This window comes from Ligilactobacillus aviarius, from assembly GCF_001654615.1.
Classification (GTDB): domain Bacteria; phylum Bacillota; class Bacilli; order Lactobacillales; family Lactobacillaceae; genus Ligilactobacillus; species Ligilactobacillus aviarius_B.
The window spans coordinates 1-21,638 of sequence record NZ_LWUD01000006.1; the positions used below are offsets into that span (position 1 = coordinate 1).

Genomic DNA, 21,638 nt, shown 5'->3' on the forward strand with positions numbered 1-21,638 from the left:
AGATGTGTATAAGAAACAGGTACCACACAGTACTAAAACAAAAAGATTATTTTTAAGGAAAATCATCGTGAGATGATTACAAAACATATATTACGAGGGAGGATTCAAAATGAAAAAGCAAACAGCCGGTCATGATCAGTTAGGCGACTTCGCTCCCCAATTTGCTGAATTAAATGATGATGTTTTATTTGGTCAGGTTTGGGCGCGTGAGGACCAACTTAGTCCGCGTGATCGCAGCCTGATTACAATTGCAGCATTAATGACAAATGGTGATTATGAACAACTCAAGCATCATTTGCAACTTGGAAAAGACAACGGAATTACAAAGAATGAAATTGTTGAAACGGTCACCCAATTAGCATTTTATGTAGGATGGCCTAAAGCTTGGACTGTTTTGAAAATGGCCAAGGAAATTTGGAAATAAAGTAAAAAAAATGGAAGTCAATTTAAAATTGAAAGTTGACTTTTAAACAAGCTAAATAACGCTTTTAAGAAGATTGTAAGTAAATTCATAATGAAGGTCGGGGAAATCCCGATCTTCTTTTTGCATTAAAATAAAAAAATATCCAGATAAACGTTCACGTTATTCTATTCCATCGATATAATAGAAGATACAAAACAAGATAAGTTATAAGAGGGATTAGAATGACAAAAAGACAGCGAAATTGGGTAATGGCATCGTTGCTTTTGGCAAGTATCATGTCCGGCTTGGACGCAACGATCATTAATACAGCGTTGCCAGCGATTATCTCGGATTTACACGGAATTCAGTATATGGGCTGGATCGTGGCCGTTTTTCTTTTAGGGATGGCCGTTTTTTCACCGCTTTGGGGGAAACTCGGCGATCGAATCGGAAATAAGAAGGCTTTTGGATTATCGATCTTAATTTTTATCGTTTCATCAATGATTGAAGGAACGGCCGGTAATATCTGGGTATTTATTATTGCCCGGACTTTTATGGGAATTGGTGCTGGCGGCATGGGTTCGATCCCGTATATTATTTTGGCCCAATTATACCGGAACATTCACCGACGGTCGCAGGGCTTAGCTTATATTTCGGCTGCATGGAGCGGAGCCACAATTATTGGACCGTTAGTCGGCGGTTGGATCGTTGATACGTTAAGCTGGCACTGGGTATTTTACATTAACCTTCCAATTGGAATCGTTACGATCTTAATTTTGAATGTCTTCTTTAAGGAACAGGTTGAAGTAATTCAAACGCCATTTGATTATCGGGGGTCAGTCTTTTTGATCATCGGTTTAGCATTTGCATTAATGGGGATTCAACTTCTCGGAATGGTTGCGTGGTATTGGATTGCCGGTTTACTTTTGATTGGCGGAATGTTATTGATTCTATTTTGGAAAAACGAGCGCCGGGTCAATGATCCAATTATTCCAACCCATCTTTTTAAATCTTCGAAATTGGTCAAAGACTTAGTAATTTTTGCGCTGGCATGGGGCGGAACAATTTCGTTCAGTATCTATGCCCCAATGTGGGCTCAAGGGTTGCTTGCAATGACTGCGCTGGTTGGGGGAATGACCCAAATTCCAGGCTCGATTTTTGACTTTGTTGGTTCTCAGTTAACGCATTCGTTTCGGAGAAAGATTGGCGATCAAAATACAATTACCTTGGCATTAGTGATTGCCTTTCTTGCGCCGCTTGGAATGTTGTGCAGTAAAGTTAACGCCGGCATTGGATGGATCTGCTTCTTCAGTATTTTCTATGGCTTTGGCGTTGGGGTGATTTTCAATATTCTTCAGATCAAAGTACAACAAGATGTTGATCACCGGGATGTGGGAATTGCAACGTCAGTGAGTTATTTGATTCGGATTCTTGCGCAAACATTTATGTCATCAATTTACGGCGTGATTATGAATATGGCGCTTGCTCGGGGTGTTCGGCCGACCCATGGGAAAATTACGGTCGCAATGATGGATAAACTAAGCGACAGTGCAACGGTGTATGAATTACCAGCTCATCTGCTTCCGCAAATGCGAATGATTTTACATAGCGGGCTGCAAGACATTATGCTCGTTTCATGTGGATTGCTGGTTATTGCAATCGGATATAATCTTTTGAAAAAAACGGATTAAAATTTTTGGCATGTTTCACATGAAACATGCCAAATTTGTTTGTAAAATACGGTATAATTAAACTAATCTCGAAAATAATGGAGCGATTAGAGAATGGAAGAGAATAAACTTGCACGCAAACTATCTTCGCGGCACGTTCAAATGATTGCCCTTGGCGGGGCAATCGGGACCGGATTGTTTTTGGGTTCAGGAAATGCAATTCATCAAGCCGGTCCGATTTTGTTAGTTTTGTATTTAGTAGCTGGAATCTTTTGTTTCTTTATGATGCGGGCAATCGGTGAACTTGTTCTTTCAGATACAAGTAAATCATCATTCATTGAATTTGTTCGCGCTTATCTTGGAGATCGATTTGAATTTGTAATTGGGTGGACATACTGGCTTTGCTGGGAAAGCATTGCAATGGCTGATCTAACAGCCAGTGGAATTTATATTAAATTCTGGTTCCCGCATGTACCGCAATGGCTAACGGCATTGATTATTGTCTTTGTCCTTTTGGCATTTAACTTATTAAGTGTTGAACTTTTCGGTGAACTTGAATCGTGGTTCTCAAGTATTAAGGTTTTTGCAATTATTGCATTGATTGTTACGGGGATCATCTTGTTAGTGTGTCACACGAAGGTTGCGGGACATGCAGTTTCAGTCAACAACCTTGTAAACTATGGCGGTTTTATGCCGAAGGGAATCAAAGGAGCATTGTCGGCGTTCCCGATGGTAATTTTTGCCTTTACCGGGATTGAAATGGTCGGTTTGACCTCGGGTGAAACGGCCAATCCAAAGCGTGATTTACCCAAAGCAATCAACACGTTGCTTTTCCGAATCGCTTTATTCTACGTTGGGGCGATGTTTGTTTTGATGTGCATCTATCCGTGGAATAAGGTTACAACTTCGGCTAGTCCGTTTGTTCAAGTCTTCAGCGCATTAGGGGTGAAGATTGCTGCCGGGGTGATTAACTTTGTTGTTTTGACGGCGGCCTTATCGGCATGCAATAGTGCGTTGTTTAGTACCAGCCGGACACTGTTCGTTCTTTCACACAGCAAATTTGCACCGCGAAAAATGGGCGAAGTCAACAACCGGAGTGTACCAGTCACATCGTTAGTTTTCTCATCATTAACGTTATTGATTATTGTTGTTTTAAACTTTATTCTTCCAGCCAAAATTTTTGAAATTATTTCAGACATTTCAACGGTCTGCTTCATTTTTGTCTGGTTAACGTTGATTTGGTGTCATTATAAATACCGGCAACAAAATCCAGAAGGAACAAGTTTTAAAATGCCGCTTTATCCAGTTTCTAATTTTATTACAATGGCATTCTTCATTGGAATTTTAGGACTATTGTTATTACAAAAGGAAATGGCATTTGCATTGCTTTTTGCGTGCGGATGGGTCGTTTTAATGTTTATCGCGTATGGAATTTATCGAAGAAAAGCGTAATAAAAGAACCCGGGAATTTTCCCGGGTTCTTTTATTTAATAATTCGAATAACTTTTGCCGGATTTCCGACGACCACGGCGTTATCGGGAACATCATGGTCAACAACGCTGCCAGCGCCAATAATTGCATTGTTGCCAATGGTGACGCCGCCAAGAATACAGACGTTGCCGCCAATCCAGACATTGTTTTTGATGGTAATTGGCCGCGCAATCATAATATGATGTTCACGCTTTTGTGGATCAAGGACAGGTTGGGCGGTATACATGCCAACTTTCGGGGCAATGTTTGCTTGGTTGCCGATTGTGATTGGGGCATAATCCATTAGGGTACAATCATGATTTAAGAAAATCTCATTTCCCATTGTAATGTTAAATCCAAATTGGCAATGAAAATCTGGTTCAATATAAGGATCAGTTCCAATTTGATGGAAAAGGGTTGTTAGTAATTCTAAATTGTAACCGTGATTTTGATCAACTTGCTGGTTATATTTAAAACACAGATTAAATGCTTTTTGATGGGCAGCCATGATGCGGGAATCACGGGCATCAAATGCTTGGTTATTGATCAACTGGTTAACTTCTTCAATTTTTTGTTTCATGTGAAACTCCTCTTTAAAGGTTTATAATTATCTTAAGTATACCGCATTGAAGGTGAAATTTTGGACTTAGAAATCCACCAGGCGTTAACGGCTGAAGAAATTGAGCATGTTAAGCAAATTACAAATACAGGAAATTTGTACTATGATTATGACCCGCTAATCGAACAGGCGCGCAACCATGCTTTTTATGTTTGTCGCCAATTTAATCAAACGTTTGCGCAAACCGGTCATGGTGAAATGCAGCTGATGATGGATCTTTTTGGTGATTTAGGGAACCATGCTGAAATTGGCAAAGGATTTATTACTGAATTTGGGTTTAATCTGCACGTTGGGGATCATTTTTATGCCGGGCAGAATTTAAAGGTGATTGATTGCAATGTGATCAAAATCGGCGATTACGTTCAGGTAGGCGATAACTGTGGTATTTATACTTCAAATCATGCATTTGATCCGCAAAAGAGGGCAGATCATTGGTGCAGTGATCATCCAATTACGATTGGCAGTCATGTTTCAATTGGAAATGACGTTACGGTTTTACCGGGAATCACGATTGGTGCCAATACGGTCATTCGTTCAGGAAGCATTGTAACGCATGATCTTCCGGCAGATGTGGTTGCAGCCGGGACGCCATGTACAGTGATTGAAAATCTTTCTGATAAAGCAGAGTAATCATTTGCAAGTTGGAACCTCTTTAAGTATTCTTAAAGTGAAATTACATATAAAGAGGTGCTGACAAATGAAAATCAGTATTATTGGTGCAACCCACGCAGGAACATTTGCAACGATGCAAATTTTAAAAGATCATCCTGATTACGATGTCACGGTTTTTGAAAGAAACGACAACGTCTCATTCCTTTCATGCGGAATCGCATTATGGGTGGGCAATCACATTGCAGACCCGAATAAAATGTTCTATTCAAGTCCGAAAGAGCTTGAAAAAATCGGGGCGCACATGAAAATGCAACATGAAGTTTTGAACATCGATCCTAACGCTAAGCAACTAAAGGTTAAGGATTTGAATAGCGGGAAAGAATTCGTTCAAGACTATGACAAACTGATTATCACCACCGGTTCATTACCGGTCGTACCTCCAATCAAGGGCATTGATAATCCTAAAGTTTACCTTTGCAAGGATTATGGCGATGCTCAAGTTTTACGTGAAAAGTTTGCGGGAATTGACAAGGCCGTGATCATTGGGGCCGGCTACATTGGCGCTGAACTTTCAGAACAGGCAACGACAGCCGGAAAAGATGTAACCTTGATCGATGCATTCCCACGGGTTTTATATAAGAACTTTGATAAGGAAATCAGTGACCGAATTGAACAAGAATATCGGGATCACGGTACAAAGTTAGCATTAGGACAAAAGGTTCAATCCTTTGAAGATGCGGGTGACCAGGTCATCGTGAAAACCGATAAGGGCGAGTATGAAGCTGACATTGCGGTTTGGTGTGCCGGCTTCAAACCGAATACCAAGTTAGCAGAAGGCAAGCTCGACATGCTTCCGAACAAAGCTATTCGGACAAATGAATACATGCAAACCAGCGATCCGGATATTTATGCTGCCGGTGATGCAACTAACGTTCATTACAATCCAACGGGTAAAGCAGATTACATTCCATTGGCAACTAATGCGATCCACCAAGGAATTTTAATTGGGCAAAATATTGATAAGCCAACCGTCAAATACATGGGAACGCAAGCGACCTCAGCCGTTGAATTATTCGGCACATGTATGGCAGCTTCTGGTTTAACGGTTGAAGGTGCCGAAGCACGGGGGCTAACAGTTGATTCAGTGACGACTGAAGAAAATTACCGGCCGGAATTCATGCTTACAACGACGCCAGTTGTTTCCCGGTTAGTTTGGGATCCAGCGACGCACCGAATCTTAGGTGGAGCCGTTTATAGCAAACATGATGTATCACAATCGGCCAACGTATTATCACTTGCAATTCAAAACAAAATGACAATTGAAGACCTTGCCGGTGTTGATATGTTATTCCAACCAAACTTTGACCAGCCATTAAACTGGTTAAATAAGGTTGCGATGGCAGCCGTCGATAAGGCAAATGAAACGAAATAGTTAATGGTAAGAATAGAAGAAAGAAATTTCTTCTATTCTTTATTTTTAATATTGACAGCGCTTACAATTATATGTAATATAATCTTTGTAAAGGACGTGTTACTGATTCGATCAGGCATAAGTCTACAAGTTAAGGGTAGCTGATAAACTAATTTGATGTACTCTTAGGTTGTAGACTTTTTGTGTATTGAGGAGAAAAAGTTATGAGATATCTCAAGAATTTCAATAACAACGCAGCATTAGTTGAAGATGATTCCGGAAAAGAATATGTAATTATTGGGAATGGAATCGGATTTGGCAAACATCCGGGAGACTTAGTTGATGAAGGGAAGATTGAACGGCGGTTTGTTCCATCTGATTCAAATACGCCTGAAATTGAAGAATTCAAAAATATCCGGCCGCAAGCCATTGAAGTAACTTCAAAGGTGACAGCAATGCTTACTCAAAAGGGGAACCTTAATTTTTCCGATTATCAATACTTTGTGTTGGTCGATCACATTGATTTTGCATTGAAACGTTCTTTAGATGGAATTGAAATTCCGGATGGAACTGTCCGGTGGAACGTCAAGCATCTTTTTCCAAACGAATACAAATTAGCGTGTGAGGCAATTCAGCTGATTGAAAGCGAGTTTTCAGTCAAATTACCGGTAAGTGAGCAGATCTTTATGACTTATCATTTGCTTGATGCTGAAAGCGATGGAACCAAGTTGCAAGATACCGTTAAAATTACGCAGTTGATTGCGGGAATCGTTTCAATTGTCCAGTATGATTATCATATTGAACTTGATCATGATTCATTTAACTATAATCGGTTCGTGAACCATTTACGGTCACTAATGATTCAACATCTTAGTGGTAAATGGCATCAAGGACAGGAACTTGATCCTGCGGTTTTGGAAATTATGCGGCAACGTTACCCGCAAGCAGCCGAAACGGTTGAACGAATCAATACGTTTCTTACCAATAAAAATGGTTGGCAGTTAAATCCAGATGATAAAGTTTACTTAATATTACATGTTTGGCGGGTAACTCATCGTCAGACAGATGATTAAATTCGCGTGTAACTATTCAATTAGGCATTAGCTCAGATTTAATCAATTTATATGGAATGATCAGCATGATGATTCTATATAATGCGGTTAAATTTGGGCTTTTTGTTTTAAAAGGAGGAGTTTCAAATGGCATATCAAGATTTATGCAAAAAGATTATCGCCGGCGTTGGCGGTAAGGATAACGTAATCAGTGTGGTTCACTGTACGACCCGGCTACGGTTTAAGTTAAAGGATGAAAAGAAGGCCAATGATGAAGAGGTCAAAAACATTGATGGCGTCATCTCAGTCGTTAAAGCAGGCGGCCAATATCAGGTTGTAATTGGAAATAACGTTGCCGATGTTTATGATGAATTGATCAAAATCGGTGGCTTTTCCGGCGGTGGGGAAGTTCCGGATGACTATGAAGATACAAGTAACATGAGTTTGCTTGATCGTTTTATCGATATAATTTCAAGCATTTTCACCCCGGCCTTAGGTCCGTTGTGTGCTGCCGGAATGCTCAAAGGCTTTGCCGCGATGTTTGCTTCATTGGGATGGATTGCCAAAACTTCGGGGACATATCAAATTTTGTATGCGATTGGGGATAGTTTCTTCTACTTCCTGCCAATTGTTTTAGCATTAAGTGCATCAAAGAAATTTCACCTTGATAAGTACATTGGATTAACGATTGCGGCTGTCATGTGTTATCCATCGATTGTTGCCATGGCAAACAGTCATCATGTTCTCTTTACGTTATTTAAAGGAACATTCTTACAATCTGAAATTCACGCAACGTTCTTAGGAATTCCGGTGGTGGCTGCAAGCTATACTTCATCAGTTATTCCGATTATTTTAGCGGTTTGGTTTGCCGGTCATGTTCAAAAATGGATGAAGAAGATCATTCCAGAAACCGTTAAGTTATTCTTAGTTCCGTTCTTTACATTGTTAATTGCGGTTCCAGTTAGTTTGATCGTGATTGGACCAGTGGCTACTTGGTTAGGTGACATTATTGGCTTTGCATGTAAAGCAGTTTACGGCTTTAGTCCAATTTTAGCTGGATTATTATTAGCTGGTTTCTGGCAAGTCTTTGTTATGTTTGGCCTTCACTGGGGAATCGTTGCCGTTGCGATGGCTAATTTAGCAGCTTTAGGATACATGCCAATTTTACCTTTATCATACACGGTTTGCTTTGCCCAAATTGGAGTTGTTTTAGCAATTATTTTCCAAACTAAAGATCAAAAGTTGCGTTCCGTTGCGATTCCAGCGTTTGTTTCCGGAATCTTTGGGGTTACTGAACCTGCAATTTACGGGGTAACCCTTCCACGGAAAAAGCCATTTATTTTAAGTTGTATTGCCGGGGCTGTTACTGGTGGAATTATTGGTGCATTCCATGGACTTGGATATATGATGGGTGGAATGGGAATCTTTGTATATCCATCAATGATTAACCCAAAGGCTGGAATTGGCATGGGCTTCTGGGGAACAATTATTGCTTCCGTTGTTGGTTTTATTCTCGGGTTCCTTCTTCAAGTTCTCTTTGGTAAAAATGCGGTTGATGGCCCAGAAGTTGCTGCTGCCGTTGAAGCTCCAGCACCAGTGGTTGATGAAGTTTATGATCATGACGAAACTCAAGGTGCTCAACCGGAAAAGCAAAATGTTTGCTACAACCCAGCAACAACTTTGGCAAGTCCAATCAAAGGAAATGCCGTTCCGCTTGCAAGTATTAAAGATGAAGTGTTTGCATCAGGTGCGATGGGTAAGGGCGTTGCCGTTGAACCATCAGATAATGTAATCGCCGCTCCTGATGATGCCGAAGTTTTGATGACGTTCCCAACTGGACACGCAATTGGGTTACGGACGAAAGACGGTGCTGAAGTTTTGATCCACATTGGAATGGATACCGTTGAACTTCAAGGAAAAGGATTTGAAACATTGGTTAATAAAGGTGACCACGTAACCAAGGGACAACAGTTAATTAAATTTGATTTAGATGAAATTAAAAACGCCGGTTATGACACTACAATTCCGATGGTAATCACTAACTCAAAGAATTATCACGAAATCAAAGCCGTTAAGGAAGGTCAAGTGAATGCCGGCGACGAATTACTTAGCTTGAAATAGGAGGTTTGAGAGATGAGTTTTCCAAAGAATTTCTATTGGGGCGGCGCAACGGCTGCTAACCAAATTGAAGGTGCATATAATGTTGATGGTCGGGGACTGGCCCGGACGGATGTAACCACGGCCGGTTCGCTTCATCAAAACCGTCAAGTAACATATAAGTTTAAGGATGGGCGAACAGGAAAGGGGTCATTTATTCCGAGTGATGCAACTGGGGCCGTTTTGCCCGGCGAATATTACCCGAACCAGGAAGCAATTGATTTTTACCATCACTACAAAGAAGACATCAAACTTTTTGCTGAAATGGGCTTTAAAATGTTCCGGATGTCGATTTCATGGTCGCGGATTTTTCCAACGGGTGAGGAAGACAAGCCGAATCAAGCAGGACTTGATTTTTACCGGAAAGTCTTTGAAGAGTTGCATAAGTACAACATTGAACCGTTAGTTACAATTTCGCATTCCGACGATCCGCTTGCAATGGAAGAAAAGTACCATGACTGGGGTAACCGGAAAGTCATTGATTTATATGCTAAGTTTGCTGAAACATTATTTAAAGAATACAAGGGATTAGTTCACTATTGGTTAACGTTTAATGAAATCAACAGTACGGTCATGTTCATGCACTTTGGCGGTCATCAAGCTTCCGATGAAGAATACCAGCACGCATACCAAAAGTTGCATTATCAATTTGTTGCAAGTGCAAAAGCCGTTCAAATTGGACATCAAATCGATCCTGATAATCAGATTGGATGCATGATCTGCGGAATTGCAACTTATCCGTTGACACCGGATCCAAAGGACATCCTATTAAATGAACATGTGTGGGAACGTGACATCTATTATTGCGGCGATGTGCAATGCAAAGGAAAGTATCCAACGTTTGCTCACCGGTTATGGGATAAGCATCATGTTAAACTTGATATTACTGATGAAGATCGTGAGATTTTGAAAAACGGAACGGTTGATATGTATACTTTCTCGTATTATATGTCGAGTGCGGTTACGACCCATAAAGATCAGGAAGAAGTTGGCGGAAACCTTTCAACCGGCGCCCGGAATCCATACCTGAATTATTCCGAATGGGAATGGGCAGATGATCCAGACGGGTTGCAATACTACCTTGAAAAGATGTACGACCGGTATGAATTACCGATGATGATTGTCGAAAATGGATTAGGAGCAATCGACAAAATCGATGCTGATGGTAAAATCCATGATGACTACCGGATTCAATATTTGAAAGAACACATTGAAGCCATGGACCGCGCAATCCAAAATGGAGTTGATTTACGCGGATACACGACTTGGGGATGCATTGACTTAGTTTCAGCTGGAACAGGGCAAATGTCAAAGCGTTACGGATTCATTTATGTTGACTGCGATGATCAAGGTCATGGAACAATGAAACGGATGAAGAAAGATTCGTTTGATTGGTACCGGAAAGTAATTAAATCAAATGGTGAAGAATTATAATCATCAAGAAGGTTCTGGTGGAAGCCAGAACCTTTTTTATATAATGTTTCATGTGAAACACAAACGGAAAAGGGTGAAACATTGGAACGGCAGGAATTAATTGATTTGGTATTAGCTAATACAGATGGTTATGAATGTTATCCGTTTAACGGACCGAATAGTCATGAAAAAATCAAATGGACGGTTATCAAACATCAATCGAATAATAAAATCATGGCGCTGATTTTTGAAATTGACGGTCAATTATTGATTGATATTAAGCTTGATCCAGATAAAGGTGACATTTTAAGACAAAGTGAAACGGGATTTTATCCTGGATATCATATGAATAAAGTTCATTGGAATACGGTTGCGGTTAATTTGACTTCACTGACGGCAGATGAGCTCTTAGGACTTATCAAAGAAAGTGCAAAGTTAACAGCCAAGTAATTGTCAATTATTAACGGAATGATTAAGATTAAAAGTAAAGATCAAACTAAAGCGAGGGATTGAGATGCGAAAATTAGCATTGATCGGCGATAGTCATGGGAACTATCAAGCATTGAAGGCTGTATTGGAAGATGCCCAAAAACAAAACGTTGATGATTACATTGTTTTAGGTGACATTACGAATCGCGGGCCAGAGCCGTTGGAATGTGTTGAAGCCCTTCAACAGGTTAACCCGTTAACGTGGATCATTGGGAATCATGAGGCGGTTTATCGAAGTTTGATTGATCATCAATTCACGGATTTTGAAAATAATCCAAAAGCAATTATGGCGATCATTACTTCGACGTATGACCGGGAAAAACTTGGAAAAGCAAAATTTGATTGGTTATCCCAATTACCATTGAGACAGGAAATTAAAGTCGAAGAAATTACTTTTAATATTTTTCATTCGACTCCAACTAAATGCCGCGGCGGTTTCAGTTATCCAACAAATGAACAGGCTAATTTTGACGAATTGATGAGTCAAACTGATGCGGACGTTGGAATTTACGGCCATACGCATCGTTCAATTTTACGGATGACGAATGATGGCCGGTACATTTTCAATCCCGGAAGTGTTGGAATGCCAGTATCTGATCGGTTAGAAATCAGTGGAAAAGCCAGTTACGGCATTTTAACGATCGATCATCGAAGTGTTTTAAGTTGGGATCAGCGTAATGTTCCTTATGACTTAGAAAAGGAATTGCAAATTGCCCATGAACGGGAAATTCCATACTATGATCTATATGAAGAATTATTGCGGACCGGAAAGTTTACGTTCAATCAAGCAAAAGTTGCTGCTGAAAATCAAAAGTGCGATTACTTAACGCAAGCATTATCAAACGTGGAGAAGATTGAATGGTAAAAAAAGATAACTCATATGAAGAAAATGAAAGTGTGACGTGGGAAAAGTTGCAATCGGAACAATTCAAAAACTATCGCGTCGTTAAACGTAATTTGTTTTTTAATGTTCTGACGTATGTTTTAATTTTCCTGATCGAATATTGGCTTGCAATCCAGAGTGAGGCGGAGGTTTTAAAAGCGGATGCCTTTAATAACTTATCCGGGGTGATTTCGACGTTCCTATTGATTGTTGGAATTCACATTGCCAGTGATGAAGATGAAACGCGGCTGATTGGATTTCCGGTGAGTGATCAAAATGAGTTGAGTAACCAGAAAAGGGTGCGCTTATCACGCTTCCGTTTTGAAACGATTTTTACGCTTGTAACTTCGATTTTGATGATTGGAATTGCAGTCAATATTATTAGCGGCGGGATTCACGCATTAATGAATCTTAAGACACAAAAAATCCCGAATCCAATTGGAATTGTTGGAGCTGGGATTTCCGTTATTTTGATTCTTTTGATTTATATCATTAATTATTCAAGTGGCAAAAAAACGAATAGTGCGGCGTTACTTGCTTCGGCTCAGGATAGTTTGGGCGATATTTTAACAAGTGTTGGAACCGCCGTTTCGATTTTTGTGATGTGGAAGTTTGGCATTCGGTGGATCGATAGTGTTGCCAGTATTGTCATTGGCTGTTTCATTTTGTATTCCGGATTTAAGATTTTCCTTGAAAGCAGCTTGAACCTTGCTGATTACTTTAATCCGCGAAAAGAGGAAAAGTACAAGAATGTTATTTTGGATAATCCGCAAATTAAATCCGTCCCGGGCTTAACGGCACACTATAATGGAAGTTTGATAACCGTTGAAGCTGAAGTGACGGTCAGCGGGAAAATGACGGTTAAGGAGTCATTTATTCTTGCCGAACAGATTGAAGAAATTTTGAAGCAGCAGTGCGGGGTTTCTGATACGAAAATTATTTTTTATCCAAATGAAATTTAAAAAGCGATGGGCAAAATTTGCTCATCGCTTTTTGGGTGTTTCACATGAAACATTTACTGTTGATTTTCGAGTTCAATAATATACCGGATCGTCTTCCGAAGTTCTTCACGAATATCTTCGCGTTTCACGTGTAACTTTGGGAAAGTATCGGCCCAGTTTAAGTAACAGAATTTCTGTTGAACGTGGGCAATCATTTCCATGTGAATGCCGCTTTCGCGATTTTGGTCGGCGAGATTCCGATCAAGTTCTTTGTAGGTTGGTAAGCCTTCTTCAAGGGTGATGACTGGAATTTGGGTGTTTGTTCCAAGTTCATCTTTAATGATATTGGCGAATTCTTCGTAGGTCATGTTAATGTCACCGATGGCAAATGTTTCCCGGTGGTGACCATAGAGGAGAGCGCCGACCGCAGCTTCACCAACTTGGGTAGCAGTTACACATGCAGTTCCACCTTTAAAGACTGGATAAACATCATTGTCGCGAATCCGGTCAACAAACATTTGCCATAATGGCATGCGTTCCTTCATTGTTCCGAAGATGTATGGTAAGCGTAATCCGCAAACTTCCATCTTGCCTTCGCCTTCAGCAAAAGCAACTTGTTCCTGGAGAAGACGGGTATTGATGTACGGTGAATCTTTCAAACCGGTTTCAGGATAACGTTCAGCCATTTCAGCAAAGTATGAGCCAAAGACAACAAATTTTTTCAATCCTGCTTGACAGGCCAGGCGAACCATCCGTTGCGTTGGTAAAACATTTGCCTCATAGTAAAATCGTTTTGCTGGAATTTCAGCTTGAATTCGTTCATCGGCTCCGGCAGCATAAATAAAGCCATCACAATCGCTTAACATCTCAACGACTTCGTGGTCATTCATTTCATTGATATTTCCAACGAGACATTCAACATTGTCCATACCTTCAAGGGGATTATCTTCTTTGATTACCGTATCTTTTTTAGGTGGAAGTGAAAGGGTTTTGACTTTAATATCATTATTTAATAATTCTTTAATTGTATGGTATCCAAGAAAACCGGTTCCACCGAGAACAAAAACTTTATTAAATTTCATTGAAATCTCCTCCTTCATTCATTATTCCATATCGCTTGCGCTTAAATTATGGGCTAAATAACCTTCAGCACAGGCCTGAATGGCAGAAATGCAATCATCGAGCATGGTTGCAATTTGGCCGCCATTTTTTTGCGCGGTATCAAGCTTTTTGGCTGCATTTGATTTATGAACATCCAGGTAACCGAAGTTTGAAACGGCGATTGACCCGTAAAGTTGAGCAATTCCGTTAATGGCAAGCATTTCATCGACCCCAAAACAAGGATTGTCTTCAGCAATAATTGTCTGTAACGGCTCGGGCAATTGATGCGCGTTTGCAAGGTTGTCGATTGCGAGGGCCACCATAATAGCATTGCGAACTTCCCGTTTACTTAGAACTTTTCGTACGGCCATTTCGGCTTCGTCAATCGTCAATTCATGATTGAATTGACGTTGATGTTCCCAAGCATGGGTGGCAATTTCGTTAAGCGAGATATCGCGTTTTTCAAGTTCGGTTTGAATGTAATTCCATACTTCCTGATCAGGATAAACATCCTTTGACATAAATTTCACTTCCCTTAAACTTATTCAATCAGCATTATATTAAATAAGCGCTTCCAGAGCAATTATTTGAACTGGGAATTTCATTCAACAATTTAGTTATTATTGAGTTAATTTTTTATTGAAATTGGTATATACATTTAATCAAGAAAGCGTTATTATTTCGTTATAAGAAAGGAGGAATCTTAAATGGAAGATTTAGTTTTACAGCTGTCAGAGCGCGAATCGCTTTATCAACTTTATCTGTACGCTTTTAACCGCCAAGATTCACCCGCGCGGAAAGCGTTTTTTATGGATCGGGTTGAACATGGAAAAGTTTTTCGAATCAAAGATGGCGATCAGATTGTCAGTGGTTTGTATCGGCTGCCGTTTGAACTTCGAATTGGGGATCAGCTTTTTCAAATGGGCGGAATTGGCGATGTGATGACTTATCCGGAATACGGCGGACATGGGTACGCAACTACCTTATTAAAAACCGCTTTAGCGGACATGAACGCCGATGGATATGAATTGTCATTTTTAGCCCCATTCTCGCAACGTTATTATCGCCGGTTGGGTTATGAGCAGGCTGTCAGTGCGTTTACATACGAAATTGATGCGCAAAAGTTTCGGCCAGCCAAAGTAGAAGCTCAGCGCAAGGTCGAACGAACACCGCTTGCAAATTCCGTGGATGAGGTTGCTGAATATTATCGCCAAACGGTTGCAACGCAAGATGGAAAGATCAACCGGCAGCCATGGTGGTGGCATTACCTCACCTTGAAAAATAAATGGAATGTAGCGAAGGTCTATGATTCAACTCAAATGACGGGTTATGCAATTTATGAAATTCAGGGGACGAATATCGTTGTTTCTGAAATGAATTACCAAGATTGGGATACGTACCAAACGCTGTTGAATTTCATTGCGGCGCATTCAAGCATGGTTGAACGGTTCATTTTTAAGGATTACAGCAATTTTTACCAGGGACACTATTCACTTGAGCCAGGTGAAATGAATGTGCATGTCGAGCCGTATATGATGGGCCGAATTGTTAACTTTAAACGGTTTATTGCCAAATATCCGTTTGAAAATGAGTTTGGAACAATGTTCATCAAGATTGAAGATGATGTTCTTCAATCGAATAACGGCGTTTGGAAGGTAAGCAAAGCGGGAATCGAACAAGAGTTTCAGGAAGATCATTGGCAAATCAGGGGGAAGATTAATGATTTGTCAGCCTTTTTCTTTGGACAATTGTCTTTAAAACAAGCGGTTCAACTTCATCGAATTCAAGTGCAAGCAATTAATGACGAGCAATTAGCGCAGTTTGATTCGGCAGTGAAGAAGAATATTTTAGGGTTTAATGATTACTTTTAATTATTAAGAGATTGTTAGAAAACTCAGCAATCTCTTTTTTTTATGGTCGTAATTTAAAATTTTAAAGGGCTGTAATCCATTGCGACTGTAAGGATTAAGCGATGGAAGATAAGCTTACAGCGAAACGGTGATTGGGAATTAAGAATTCAATTAGAAATCGAGCTAAAGGCTGGGGTAGCTTAAGGTGCGGTGTTAGGATAAAGGTGAAATTAAAGGAAAGGTTGAAGGAGGGATTCCAATGAAAAAAGTATTAAATTTCTTTGTTAAGAAACATGATTTAGCTTCAATCACCGCATTGATGCAGAACTTAAAGTACAACCGTAATTTATAGAATTTGAAGGAATACAAAATGGATTCACATAAGTAAAAACACTCACGAGATATTTAAATCTGGTGAGTGTTTTTTTAATGCTGATGTTGTTTTTTGATAATTTGCTCAGCCCGGCGCTCTGGAATTATCCAAACGGCGGTTGCAAGGATCACCGTAATGATGATTGCTGGCGGGTAAAAATATCCGCAAATGAATCCTATAATTTGGATCAAAAAATAAATTGTAAATTTCCGTGGCCGGTAAATCACTTGGAAAAGCGCCTTATTGGATTTATCTGCCCAGTAAAGGGTAAAACAAAGTAAGACATACATCAGTGAAATCAGTAAAAAGACGATTCCAAAGAAGAATTCCGCAACCCGCGCAAAAAAGTGATCACTGACAAAAGTGGTTACGTATGGGAAAAACGAAATCATAAAAAGTAACAATGAGTTTGCCCACAAAACACCGCCGTTAATTTTACGAACGACTTGAAATGTGTTGTGCAGATTATGCCAAGTAATACATAAAACAAAAAATGAAGTTGCATATGTTAAGTATTCCTTATGCAATGCTAAAACGGCACTTAGCGTCGCAGCGGCTGGTTGCTTTAAGCTTAAAACTAAAACCGTCATAACGATCGCAAGCACAGCATCAAAAAACGCGGTCAACCGGTCCTTACTCATTTAACAAGTTTCCTTTCAGATTAAATTAACCAGTTTAGTTTAGCATAGTTAATTAACGTTTTTAAAATCGGGGGTTTCGTTATTCAACGGGAAACTCTTAACTTCCGTATTATTCAGTTCATGATTAAGGTCAACGCATTGAACCGTTGAATTTTTGTATGATTTCCAGTAAAACTTCAGTGATTCAGCGCACATTGCAGCCGAATAGATCGTTTCATCGTAATCTTGTTGATTTCCATGATCAGCGACTTTGACGATTCCAAGCGGCATGGCCACGTTATCGAGCAAATGGAATAGATATTGAATTCCTTCTTCTTCATTTTGACCCTTGATGCCATAATATTTAAGAAATGATGCCCGAATAAAACGCGATTGCGAAGTGAAATCACCAGGTAATCCGAGGGCACCGGTTCCCTTAAATGGTTTTTGAACTTCGATGCCATCCATGTTACGGTCAGGGAATTCATCGTTTTTAACGTTCAAGTAACTTAAAAGGTTTTGCTTGTGCCAACGATAATCGGGACTGTTGGTCATTACGCCAGCAGTATGCCGGTAAATGGTCATTTGTTGGTTATCAGGTTCGATAATGATCGTTTCCCCGGAACGGTCAGAAAAGACCCAGTGAACGGTTGCGGTTGAACCAGCAAGTGATTGGTTAACGCACGTTGCCTTTTTTGTAAGCAGGTCAACGACTTCATCAACGGTTGCACATTGAAGAAGCGCATGGGTAACAACATAACCCGGGTTAAGTTCTTGGCTATTTGGTCGCGGAACATCAGGAAATGATGCGAATCCAGCATAGAAAAGCTGACCGCCCATTAATCCTTTTTCGTTGATTCCTTCGTAAAAGACGGGTGTAACCTGCATGGCCATTGTTCCGACACCGACTGCCGCGTATTTTGACGTTACAATGTTTTCTTCACTTAAATTATGATCATAAGGCGTTCCGGCAGTATAGTATTTTAAGCCGCGCGGAACAACGGTTGTTGCTGATTCGGCAATCGAATTGAAATCATAATTCCGGCCCCAGATGTGTTTGCCGTCTTGGGTCTCCCACGCAATACTTGAACATCCGGCATTTAGTTGTTTTGCGACTTGACGAATCTTTGAATTCATATGATCAGCTCCTATCTAATTTCATCTTCGTTATAGCATAACGGACCCTAAAAGGTTATTAGTCCAACTTTTGGTAACCTTCTTTTAATAATTGAGCCAGACCATCATCATGAAAATCATAAATTTGGCATACGTCTTTAATGAACGCAAAGGTCGCTTTCAAGTAGTCTTTTGAGTCCGTTAGCTGCATGATTTGAATTGCTTCTTTAATGTTTTGCAGGCCAATTGATTGTCCTGAAAGAAGAAAAACAATTCCTGAAAAGAGCTTATAAAGGGTCTTTTCAAAGAGCATGTCTGCGTGAAGCGAAAAATTAGCCAACTTGCTGACGACCTTGATGGCAGCCATCAAATCTTGATGAGAAATATCAAACGCAAGAATTACGCATAAGCTGCGGAAACTTTCATTTCCATAAATATGCATTAATTCGTAGCTATCTAAATTGCGGATGATTCGCTTTTCCATGGCGTTAACGGCTGACGGTTCAAAAATAAAAATTACACTATTGAAAAGGGTGTGCTCGTAATGAGTCCACACGTCGCATTTCAAAAGGTAATTTAAAAGAATCTTCTTGGATTCCTGATCAAGTGGTTCATTTTGAAGCGAATTTAGAATAAGGGTCGTGACGCATTTAAGATGAAGGTAAGTCTGGTTATTTGGATTTTGTTGTGCATAAGTGGAAATTGTTGCATGAATTTCCTGCATTAATGGAATGTTTCTGGTAATCGTCGCGTCCCGAATCTGCATTGCAATTTCGTTGAAGTAGTCTGGTTTATACCCGCGTGAAATGTAGAGAAATTCCTCGAAACTGACATGCAAGTTTTGAAGCAAAGTCAAAAAACTGTTAACGGAAGGCTGCGTTTCACCATTCACGAACCGGTTATAAGAAGATTTAGTAATGGTGTTATTGGTAATTTGTTGGATTGAAATATGTTTGTTTCTTCGAATATTTGAAATGGCTTTTCCAAAATCCATTTGATCACATCCTTAAGGCAATTTTTCAATTTAATGATATCGTTTTCACAATTTAGTTGCAAATTTGACAACGAATTCCCAATAGTGGTTATCTCACCCATTTAAAGAAAATAATTTAGTTATACTTAAAGGGTAGGGAATAGCAAATAAAATTAATAATCACGGAGAAAGTAATTAATGTTTCGGTCTTTCGTAGAACGGATTATTGATATTCGGGTCTTGGGAAGCAGATCCGAGTTCAAAAATCGTTATTCCTGAGTACAAGTGTTATGGGGATAAAAATGGTCTGGATTAGTGGGATCCAGACCATTTTTTTAGTTGTTATTATTATCGTTATCATCACTCATAGTATGTTGACCGGGATAAGTTGTATCCTTTTGTTGCATTGCAAGGTCTTTTGATCTGTAATAGTTGGCGTCAACTGTAATATTAGCTCCGCCAGCATCAGCTAGAACTGGGACATTTTGGCCGTTAATATTTTGATTTGTAACCTTAAGGAAATCACCATCTCCAGCACCTTGATACCATCCATAGATATTTAACCAACCATCAATGTGATTAAAGTAAGCCCAGTTTTGTTTACTACTATCAGCCGCGCTTGGATTTGCATTTTGATTAGCCTGTTTTTCTGAATCCGTAATCTTATGAACTTCAGTAACATCATTAGGGTCTTCAGAATCAGTTAATTTATTGCCGCTGATTGTAATGGATGTAACTTTGTCATCGGTTTTATCATAGGTATACCATGTTCCTTGCATATTTGCCGGAAAGTTATCCGGAGCATCTAATTGTGAACTAGAATTTTGACTAGCATTATTGCTCGTCTTTTGGCCATTCAATTTAGGCGTCTTTCCATTTGCGATTGCCTTGAACCCGTTACTCAAATCTTGGTTAGCCGTTTCCTTGAAGTGTAACCCGTCATCTGGACCATTATTGGCAGATTTCGTTACATTTCCGTTAGTTTGTTGGGTAATTAAAACAACCGGATTACCATTATGGAAAGTAAAGAGGTAAAGGTGTTCGTCCATCGATTGAGCAGTATCACTATCACAGTAAATTGCGACCACATTGTAGTCTGCATTCCCTGTTCCGTCATTTGACCATTTCATTGAAACAGTTTGGTTATCAACCTTTAACAAAGTTTGATCGAACTGTTGCGGAAATGCGATGCCGTAAAAATTAGTATTATTTCCCGGGCCATAGCTCTTATATTGCTGGTTCATGGTTGCACCCCATTTTTGCATGAATGAAGCCAGCTTTTGATTTTTCGATTGATTCCACAATGACTGTTCTTGTTGGTCATTAGTTGTCGTTGCAGTCGTTGCTGATGACTGATTCTTTTGGTTATTTTGATCAGCGACCTTATTGGTTTTAACTGCATTGTTTTGATGCGTTGAGTGACTAACTTGTGAGTTCCCACAACCGCCAAGTAAAACAGTGGAAGTTAAAAGTGGAATAAGAAGGAATCCTTTTTTCATGTGATCCACACTCCTTAAAATTATTTACATTGTTAGTATATCAAAAATCAAAACAATTCAACGAGGTTATTTCTTTCTGATTTGGGCGGCGATCCGCGGGCCAATCAAAGCGGTTAAAATGGCTTTGATCGTATCTCCCGGAATGAAGACTAAACTCGAAATTAAAGTTGAGGTTAATTTGGCGTGAGTATACCATGCTAGCCATATTCCACCCGCAACGTCCATAAACAGAACACCCCATAACCAAACGATGACGAGGGTCAATGAGAATCGTTGGATGTGAAACCGCTGCAAACAAAAGCCAATTAGAAATGGGACAATTAACCAAGTATAAAGATAGCCGCTTGTTGGACTGAAAAATTGGGCGGGCCCACCGGTGATCAATGAGATGAGCAGGAACAGGGCAACACTGGCCGTTCCTTTTTTCGGCCCTAAAATAACCCCTGCAAGCATGATCCCAAGGTTTTGAACAATGATCGGAACGGGAAGGATCCCGGTCGGAATCGGTGGGATAAATCCTAAAACTAAAATACAGGCGGCCATTAAAGCGACCTGAGCAAGACTGATTGTTGATGAATGTTTCATAAAAAAACTCCTTAAAATATGATTTAAGGATAGTTTTACACATTGTTAACCATAAATCAATATTAGAGTTAACAATTATCGTAAAAACAAATTGCCTAAATTTGCAAAGCCATTCTCAGCAATGCGTTTTTGGGCAATTTGATTTGCAACTTGGTAAAGGTGTTTGACTTCAGGGGTAAACTTAATGTTTTTAATATGCTGGTCGATCAAAATATAGGTTGAAAAGTCATGGATCAGTCTTACGCAACAGGTAATTGAATCCATTCCATGATTTAAATTTTGAGCAGCTTTTAAAATCGCTTGTCCAAGTTGTCCGTTTTGGTCACGATCAGGAAGTGAGTTATATGCGGCATCAATCAGGCCGAACAATTCTTGATTACTTATTTTTTCCATGATGTTTC

At 39.8% G+C, this 21,638-nt stretch carries 21 protein-coding genes; 12 read left to right on the top strand and 9 right to left on the bottom strand.

What is annotated here, in order from left to right:
- The first annotated feature begins 109 nt into the window (after nucleotides 1-109).
- The 3 genes from A3O17_RS01305 to A3O17_RS01315 all read left to right on the top strand — a co-directional run bounded on the left by A3O17_RS01305 (nucleotide 110) and on the right by A3O17_RS01315 (nucleotide 3,525).
- Entirely contained in the window at nucleotides 110-424 is a 315-nt protein-coding gene (locus tag A3O17_RS01305) for a carboxymuconolactone decarboxylase family protein (protein ID WP_064212776.1), read from the top strand.
- A gap of 221 nt (nucleotides 425-645) precedes the next feature.
- The gene (locus A3O17_RS01310; protein WP_064212777.1) at nucleotides 646-2,094 is read left to right on the top strand and encodes an MFS transporter; all 1,449 of its coding nucleotides are present in this window, start codon (nucleotides 646-648) and stop codon (nucleotides 2,092-2,094) included.
- 93 nt (nucleotides 2,095-2,187) lie between these two features.
- Complete coding sequence (locus A3O17_RS01315; protein WP_064212778.1) at nucleotides 2,188-3,525, top strand: amino acid permease; 1,338 nt, start codon at nucleotides 2,188-2,190, stop codon at nucleotides 3,523-3,525.
- A gap of 31 nt (nucleotides 3,526-3,556) precedes the next feature.
- Here A3O17_RS01315 and A3O17_RS01320 read toward each other — a convergent pair whose 3' ends face one another.
- Entirely contained in the window at nucleotides 3,557-4,123 is a 567-nt protein-coding gene (locus A3O17_RS01320; RefSeq protein WP_064212779.1) for a sugar O-acetyltransferase, read from the bottom strand.
- 60 nt (nucleotides 4,124-4,183) lie between these two features.
- Here A3O17_RS01320 and A3O17_RS01325 point away from each other — a divergent pair, with 60 nt between their 5' ends.
- The 8 genes from A3O17_RS01325 (at nucleotide 4,184) to A3O17_RS01360 (ending at nucleotide 13,141) form a co-directional block, all read left to right on the top strand.
- Nucleotides 4,184-4,792, top strand: coding sequence for a sugar O-acetyltransferase (locus A3O17_RS01325; protein WP_064212780.1), 609 nt, complete (start codon nucleotides 4,184-4,186; stop codon nucleotides 4,790-4,792).
- A gap of 67 nt (nucleotides 4,793-4,859) precedes the next feature.
- Complete coding sequence (locus tag A3O17_RS01330) at nucleotides 4,860-6,206, top strand: FAD-dependent oxidoreductase (RefSeq protein ID WP_064212781.1); 1,347 nt, start codon at nucleotides 4,860-4,862, stop codon at nucleotides 6,204-6,206.
- Between the two features lie 203 nt (nucleotides 6,207-6,409).
- Entirely contained in the window at nucleotides 6,410-7,258 is an 849-nt protein-coding gene (locus A3O17_RS01335) for a PRD domain-containing protein (RefSeq protein WP_064212782.1), read from the top strand.
- A 126-nt stretch (nucleotides 7,259-7,384) separates the two neighbouring features.
- Nucleotides 7,385-9,358 (top strand): beta-glucoside-specific PTS transporter subunit IIABC, encoded by a 1,974-nt coding sequence (locus A3O17_RS01340; protein WP_064212783.1) that lies wholly within the window; start codon nucleotides 7,385-7,387, stop codon nucleotides 9,356-9,358.
- A gap of 12 nt (nucleotides 9,359-9,370) precedes the next feature.
- Nucleotides 9,371-10,828 (top strand): glycoside hydrolase family 1 protein, encoded by a 1,458-nt coding sequence (locus A3O17_RS01345; protein ID WP_064212784.1) that lies wholly within the window; start codon nucleotides 9,371-9,373, stop codon nucleotides 10,826-10,828.
- Between the two features lie 81 nt (nucleotides 10,829-10,909).
- Entirely contained in the window at nucleotides 10,910-11,257 is a 348-nt protein-coding gene (locus A3O17_RS01350; RefSeq protein ID WP_064212785.1) for an MmcQ/YjbR family DNA-binding protein, read from the top strand.
- Nucleotides 11,258-11,321: 64 nt separating this feature from the next.
- Entirely contained in the window at nucleotides 11,322-12,161 is an 840-nt protein-coding gene (locus tag A3O17_RS01355) for a metallophosphoesterase family protein (protein WP_064212786.1), read from the top strand.
- A complete protein-coding gene (locus A3O17_RS01360; protein WP_064212787.1) occupies nucleotides 12,155-13,141 on the top strand; it encodes a cation diffusion facilitator family transporter in 987 nt (328 codons plus the stop codon). The genes A3O17_RS01355 and A3O17_RS01360 overlap by 7 nt, the downstream gene beginning before the upstream one ends.
- A gap of 53 nt (nucleotides 13,142-13,194) precedes the next feature.
- Here the strand turns inward: A3O17_RS01360 and A3O17_RS01365 are convergent, their stop codons facing one another.
- On the bottom strand, nucleotides 13,195-14,202 hold the full coding sequence (locus tag A3O17_RS01365; RefSeq protein ID WP_064207615.1) for an NAD-dependent epimerase/dehydratase family protein: 1,008 nt from the start codon (nucleotides 14,200-14,202) through the stop codon (nucleotides 13,195-13,197).
- A gap of 21 nt (nucleotides 14,203-14,223) precedes the next feature.
- Nucleotides 14,224-14,742 carry a phosphatidylglycerophosphatase A family protein gene (locus A3O17_RS01370; protein WP_057827154.1) on the bottom strand — a complete coding sequence of 173 codons (519 nt, stop codon included), beginning with the start codon at nucleotides 14,740-14,742 and terminating at the stop codon, nucleotides 14,224-14,226.
- Between the two features lie 186 nt (nucleotides 14,743-14,928).
- Here A3O17_RS01370 and A3O17_RS01375 point away from each other — a divergent pair, with 186 nt between their 5' ends.
- Nucleotides 14,929-16,092, top strand: coding sequence for a GNAT family N-acetyltransferase (locus A3O17_RS01375; RefSeq protein WP_064212788.1), 1,164 nt, complete (start codon nucleotides 14,929-14,931; stop codon nucleotides 16,090-16,092).
- Between the two features lie 405 nt (nucleotides 16,093-16,497).
- Here the strand turns inward: A3O17_RS01375 and A3O17_RS01380 are convergent, their stop codons facing one another.
- From A3O17_RS01380 to A3O17_RS01405, 6 genes are all read right to left on the bottom strand, one after another.
- Nucleotides 16,498-17,085 carry a TMEM175 family protein gene (locus tag A3O17_RS01380; RefSeq protein ID WP_064212789.1) on the bottom strand — a complete coding sequence of 196 codons (588 nt, stop codon included), beginning with the start codon at nucleotides 17,083-17,085 and terminating at the stop codon, nucleotides 16,498-16,500.
- Between the two features lie 48 nt (nucleotides 17,086-17,133).
- Nucleotides 17,134-18,201: a linear amide C-N hydrolase gene (locus tag A3O17_RS01385; RefSeq protein ID WP_057827151.1), complete on the bottom strand. Its 1,068-nt coding sequence runs from the start codon at nucleotides 18,199-18,201 to the stop codon at nucleotides 17,134-17,136.
- A 58-nt stretch (nucleotides 18,202-18,259) separates the two neighbouring features.
- Nucleotides 18,260-19,174: a helix-turn-helix domain-containing protein gene (locus A3O17_RS01390; RefSeq protein WP_064212790.1), complete on the bottom strand. Its 915-nt coding sequence runs from the start codon at nucleotides 19,172-19,174 to the stop codon at nucleotides 18,260-18,262.
- Nucleotides 19,175-19,488: 314 nt separating this feature from the next.
- A complete protein-coding gene (locus tag A3O17_RS01395) occupies nucleotides 19,489-20,652 on the bottom strand; it encodes a DUF4767 domain-containing protein (RefSeq protein WP_064207613.1) in 1,164 nt (387 codons plus the stop codon).
- A 66-nt stretch (nucleotides 20,653-20,718) separates the two neighbouring features.
- Nucleotides 20,719-21,237 carry a biotin transporter BioY gene (locus tag A3O17_RS01400; protein ID WP_064212791.1) on the bottom strand — a complete coding sequence of 173 codons (519 nt, stop codon included), beginning with the start codon at nucleotides 21,235-21,237 and terminating at the stop codon, nucleotides 20,719-20,721.
- Nucleotides 21,238-21,312: 75 nt separating this feature from the next.
- Entirely contained in the window at nucleotides 21,313-21,630 is a 318-nt protein-coding gene (locus A3O17_RS01405) for a bacteriocin immunity protein (protein WP_064212792.1), read from the bottom strand.
- Nucleotides 21,631-21,638 lie beyond the last annotated feature (8 nt).

Coding starts and splice junctions, on each gene's coding strand:
- A3O17_RS01305 (WP_064212776.1), top strand. CDS start 110: ATGAAAAAGCAAACAGCCGGTCATGATCAGTTAGGCGACTTCGCTCCC.
- A3O17_RS01310 (WP_064212777.1), top strand. CDS start 646: ATGACAAAAAGACAGCGAAATTGGGTAATGGCATCGTTGCTTTTGGCA.
- A3O17_RS01315 (WP_064212778.1), top strand. CDS start 2,188: ATGGAAGAGAATAAACTTGCACGCAAACTATCTTCGCGGCACGTTCAA.
- A3O17_RS01320 (WP_064212779.1), bottom strand. CDS start 4,123: ATGAAACAAAAAATTGAAGAAGTTAACCAGTTGATCAATAACCAAGCA.
- A3O17_RS01330 (WP_064212781.1), top strand. CDS start 4,860: ATGAAAATCAGTATTATTGGTGCAACCCACGCAGGAACATTTGCAACG.
- A3O17_RS01335 (WP_064212782.1), top strand. CDS start 6,410: ATGAGATATCTCAAGAATTTCAATAACAACGCAGCATTAGTTGAAGAT.
- A3O17_RS01340 (WP_064212783.1), top strand. CDS start 7,385: ATGGCATATCAAGATTTATGCAAAAAGATTATCGCCGGCGTTGGCGGT.
- A3O17_RS01345 (WP_064212784.1), top strand. CDS start 9,371: ATGAGTTTTCCAAAGAATTTCTATTGGGGCGGCGCAACGGCTGCTAAC.
- A3O17_RS01355 (WP_064212786.1), top strand. CDS start 11,322: ATGCGAAAATTAGCATTGATCGGCGATAGTCATGGGAACTATCAAGCA.
- A3O17_RS01360 (WP_064212787.1), top strand. CDS start 12,155: ATGGTAAAAAAAGATAACTCATATGAAGAAAATGAAAGTGTGACGTGG.
- A3O17_RS01365 (WP_064207615.1), bottom strand. CDS start 14,202: ATGAAATTTAATAAAGTTTTTGTTCTCGGTGGAACCGGTTTTCTTGGA.
- A3O17_RS01370 (WP_057827154.1), bottom strand. CDS start 14,742: ATGTCAAAGGATGTTTATCCTGATCAGGAAGTATGGAATTACATTCAA.
- A3O17_RS01375 (WP_064212788.1), top strand. CDS start 14,929: ATGGAAGATTTAGTTTTACAGCTGTCAGAGCGCGAATCGCTTTATCAA.
- A3O17_RS01380 (WP_064212789.1), bottom strand. CDS start 17,085: ATGAGTAAGGACCGGTTGACCGCGTTTTTTGATGCTGTGCTTGCGATC.
- A3O17_RS01385 (WP_057827151.1), bottom strand. CDS start 18,201: ATGAATTCAAAGATTCGTCAAGTCGCAAAACAACTAAATGCCGGATGT.
- A3O17_RS01390 (WP_064212790.1), bottom strand. CDS start 19,174: ATGGATTTTGGAAAAGCCATTTCAAATATTCGAAGAAACAAACATATT.
- A3O17_RS01395 (WP_064207613.1), bottom strand. CDS start 20,652: ATGAAAAAAGGATTCCTTCTTATTCCACTTTTAACTTCCACTGTTTTA.
- A3O17_RS01400 (WP_064212791.1), bottom strand. CDS start 21,237: ATGAAACATTCATCAACAATCAGTCTTGCTCAGGTCGCTTTAATGGCC.
- A3O17_RS01405 (WP_064212792.1), bottom strand. CDS start 21,630: ATGGAAAAAATAAGTAATCAAGAATTGTTCGGCCTGATTGATGCCGCA.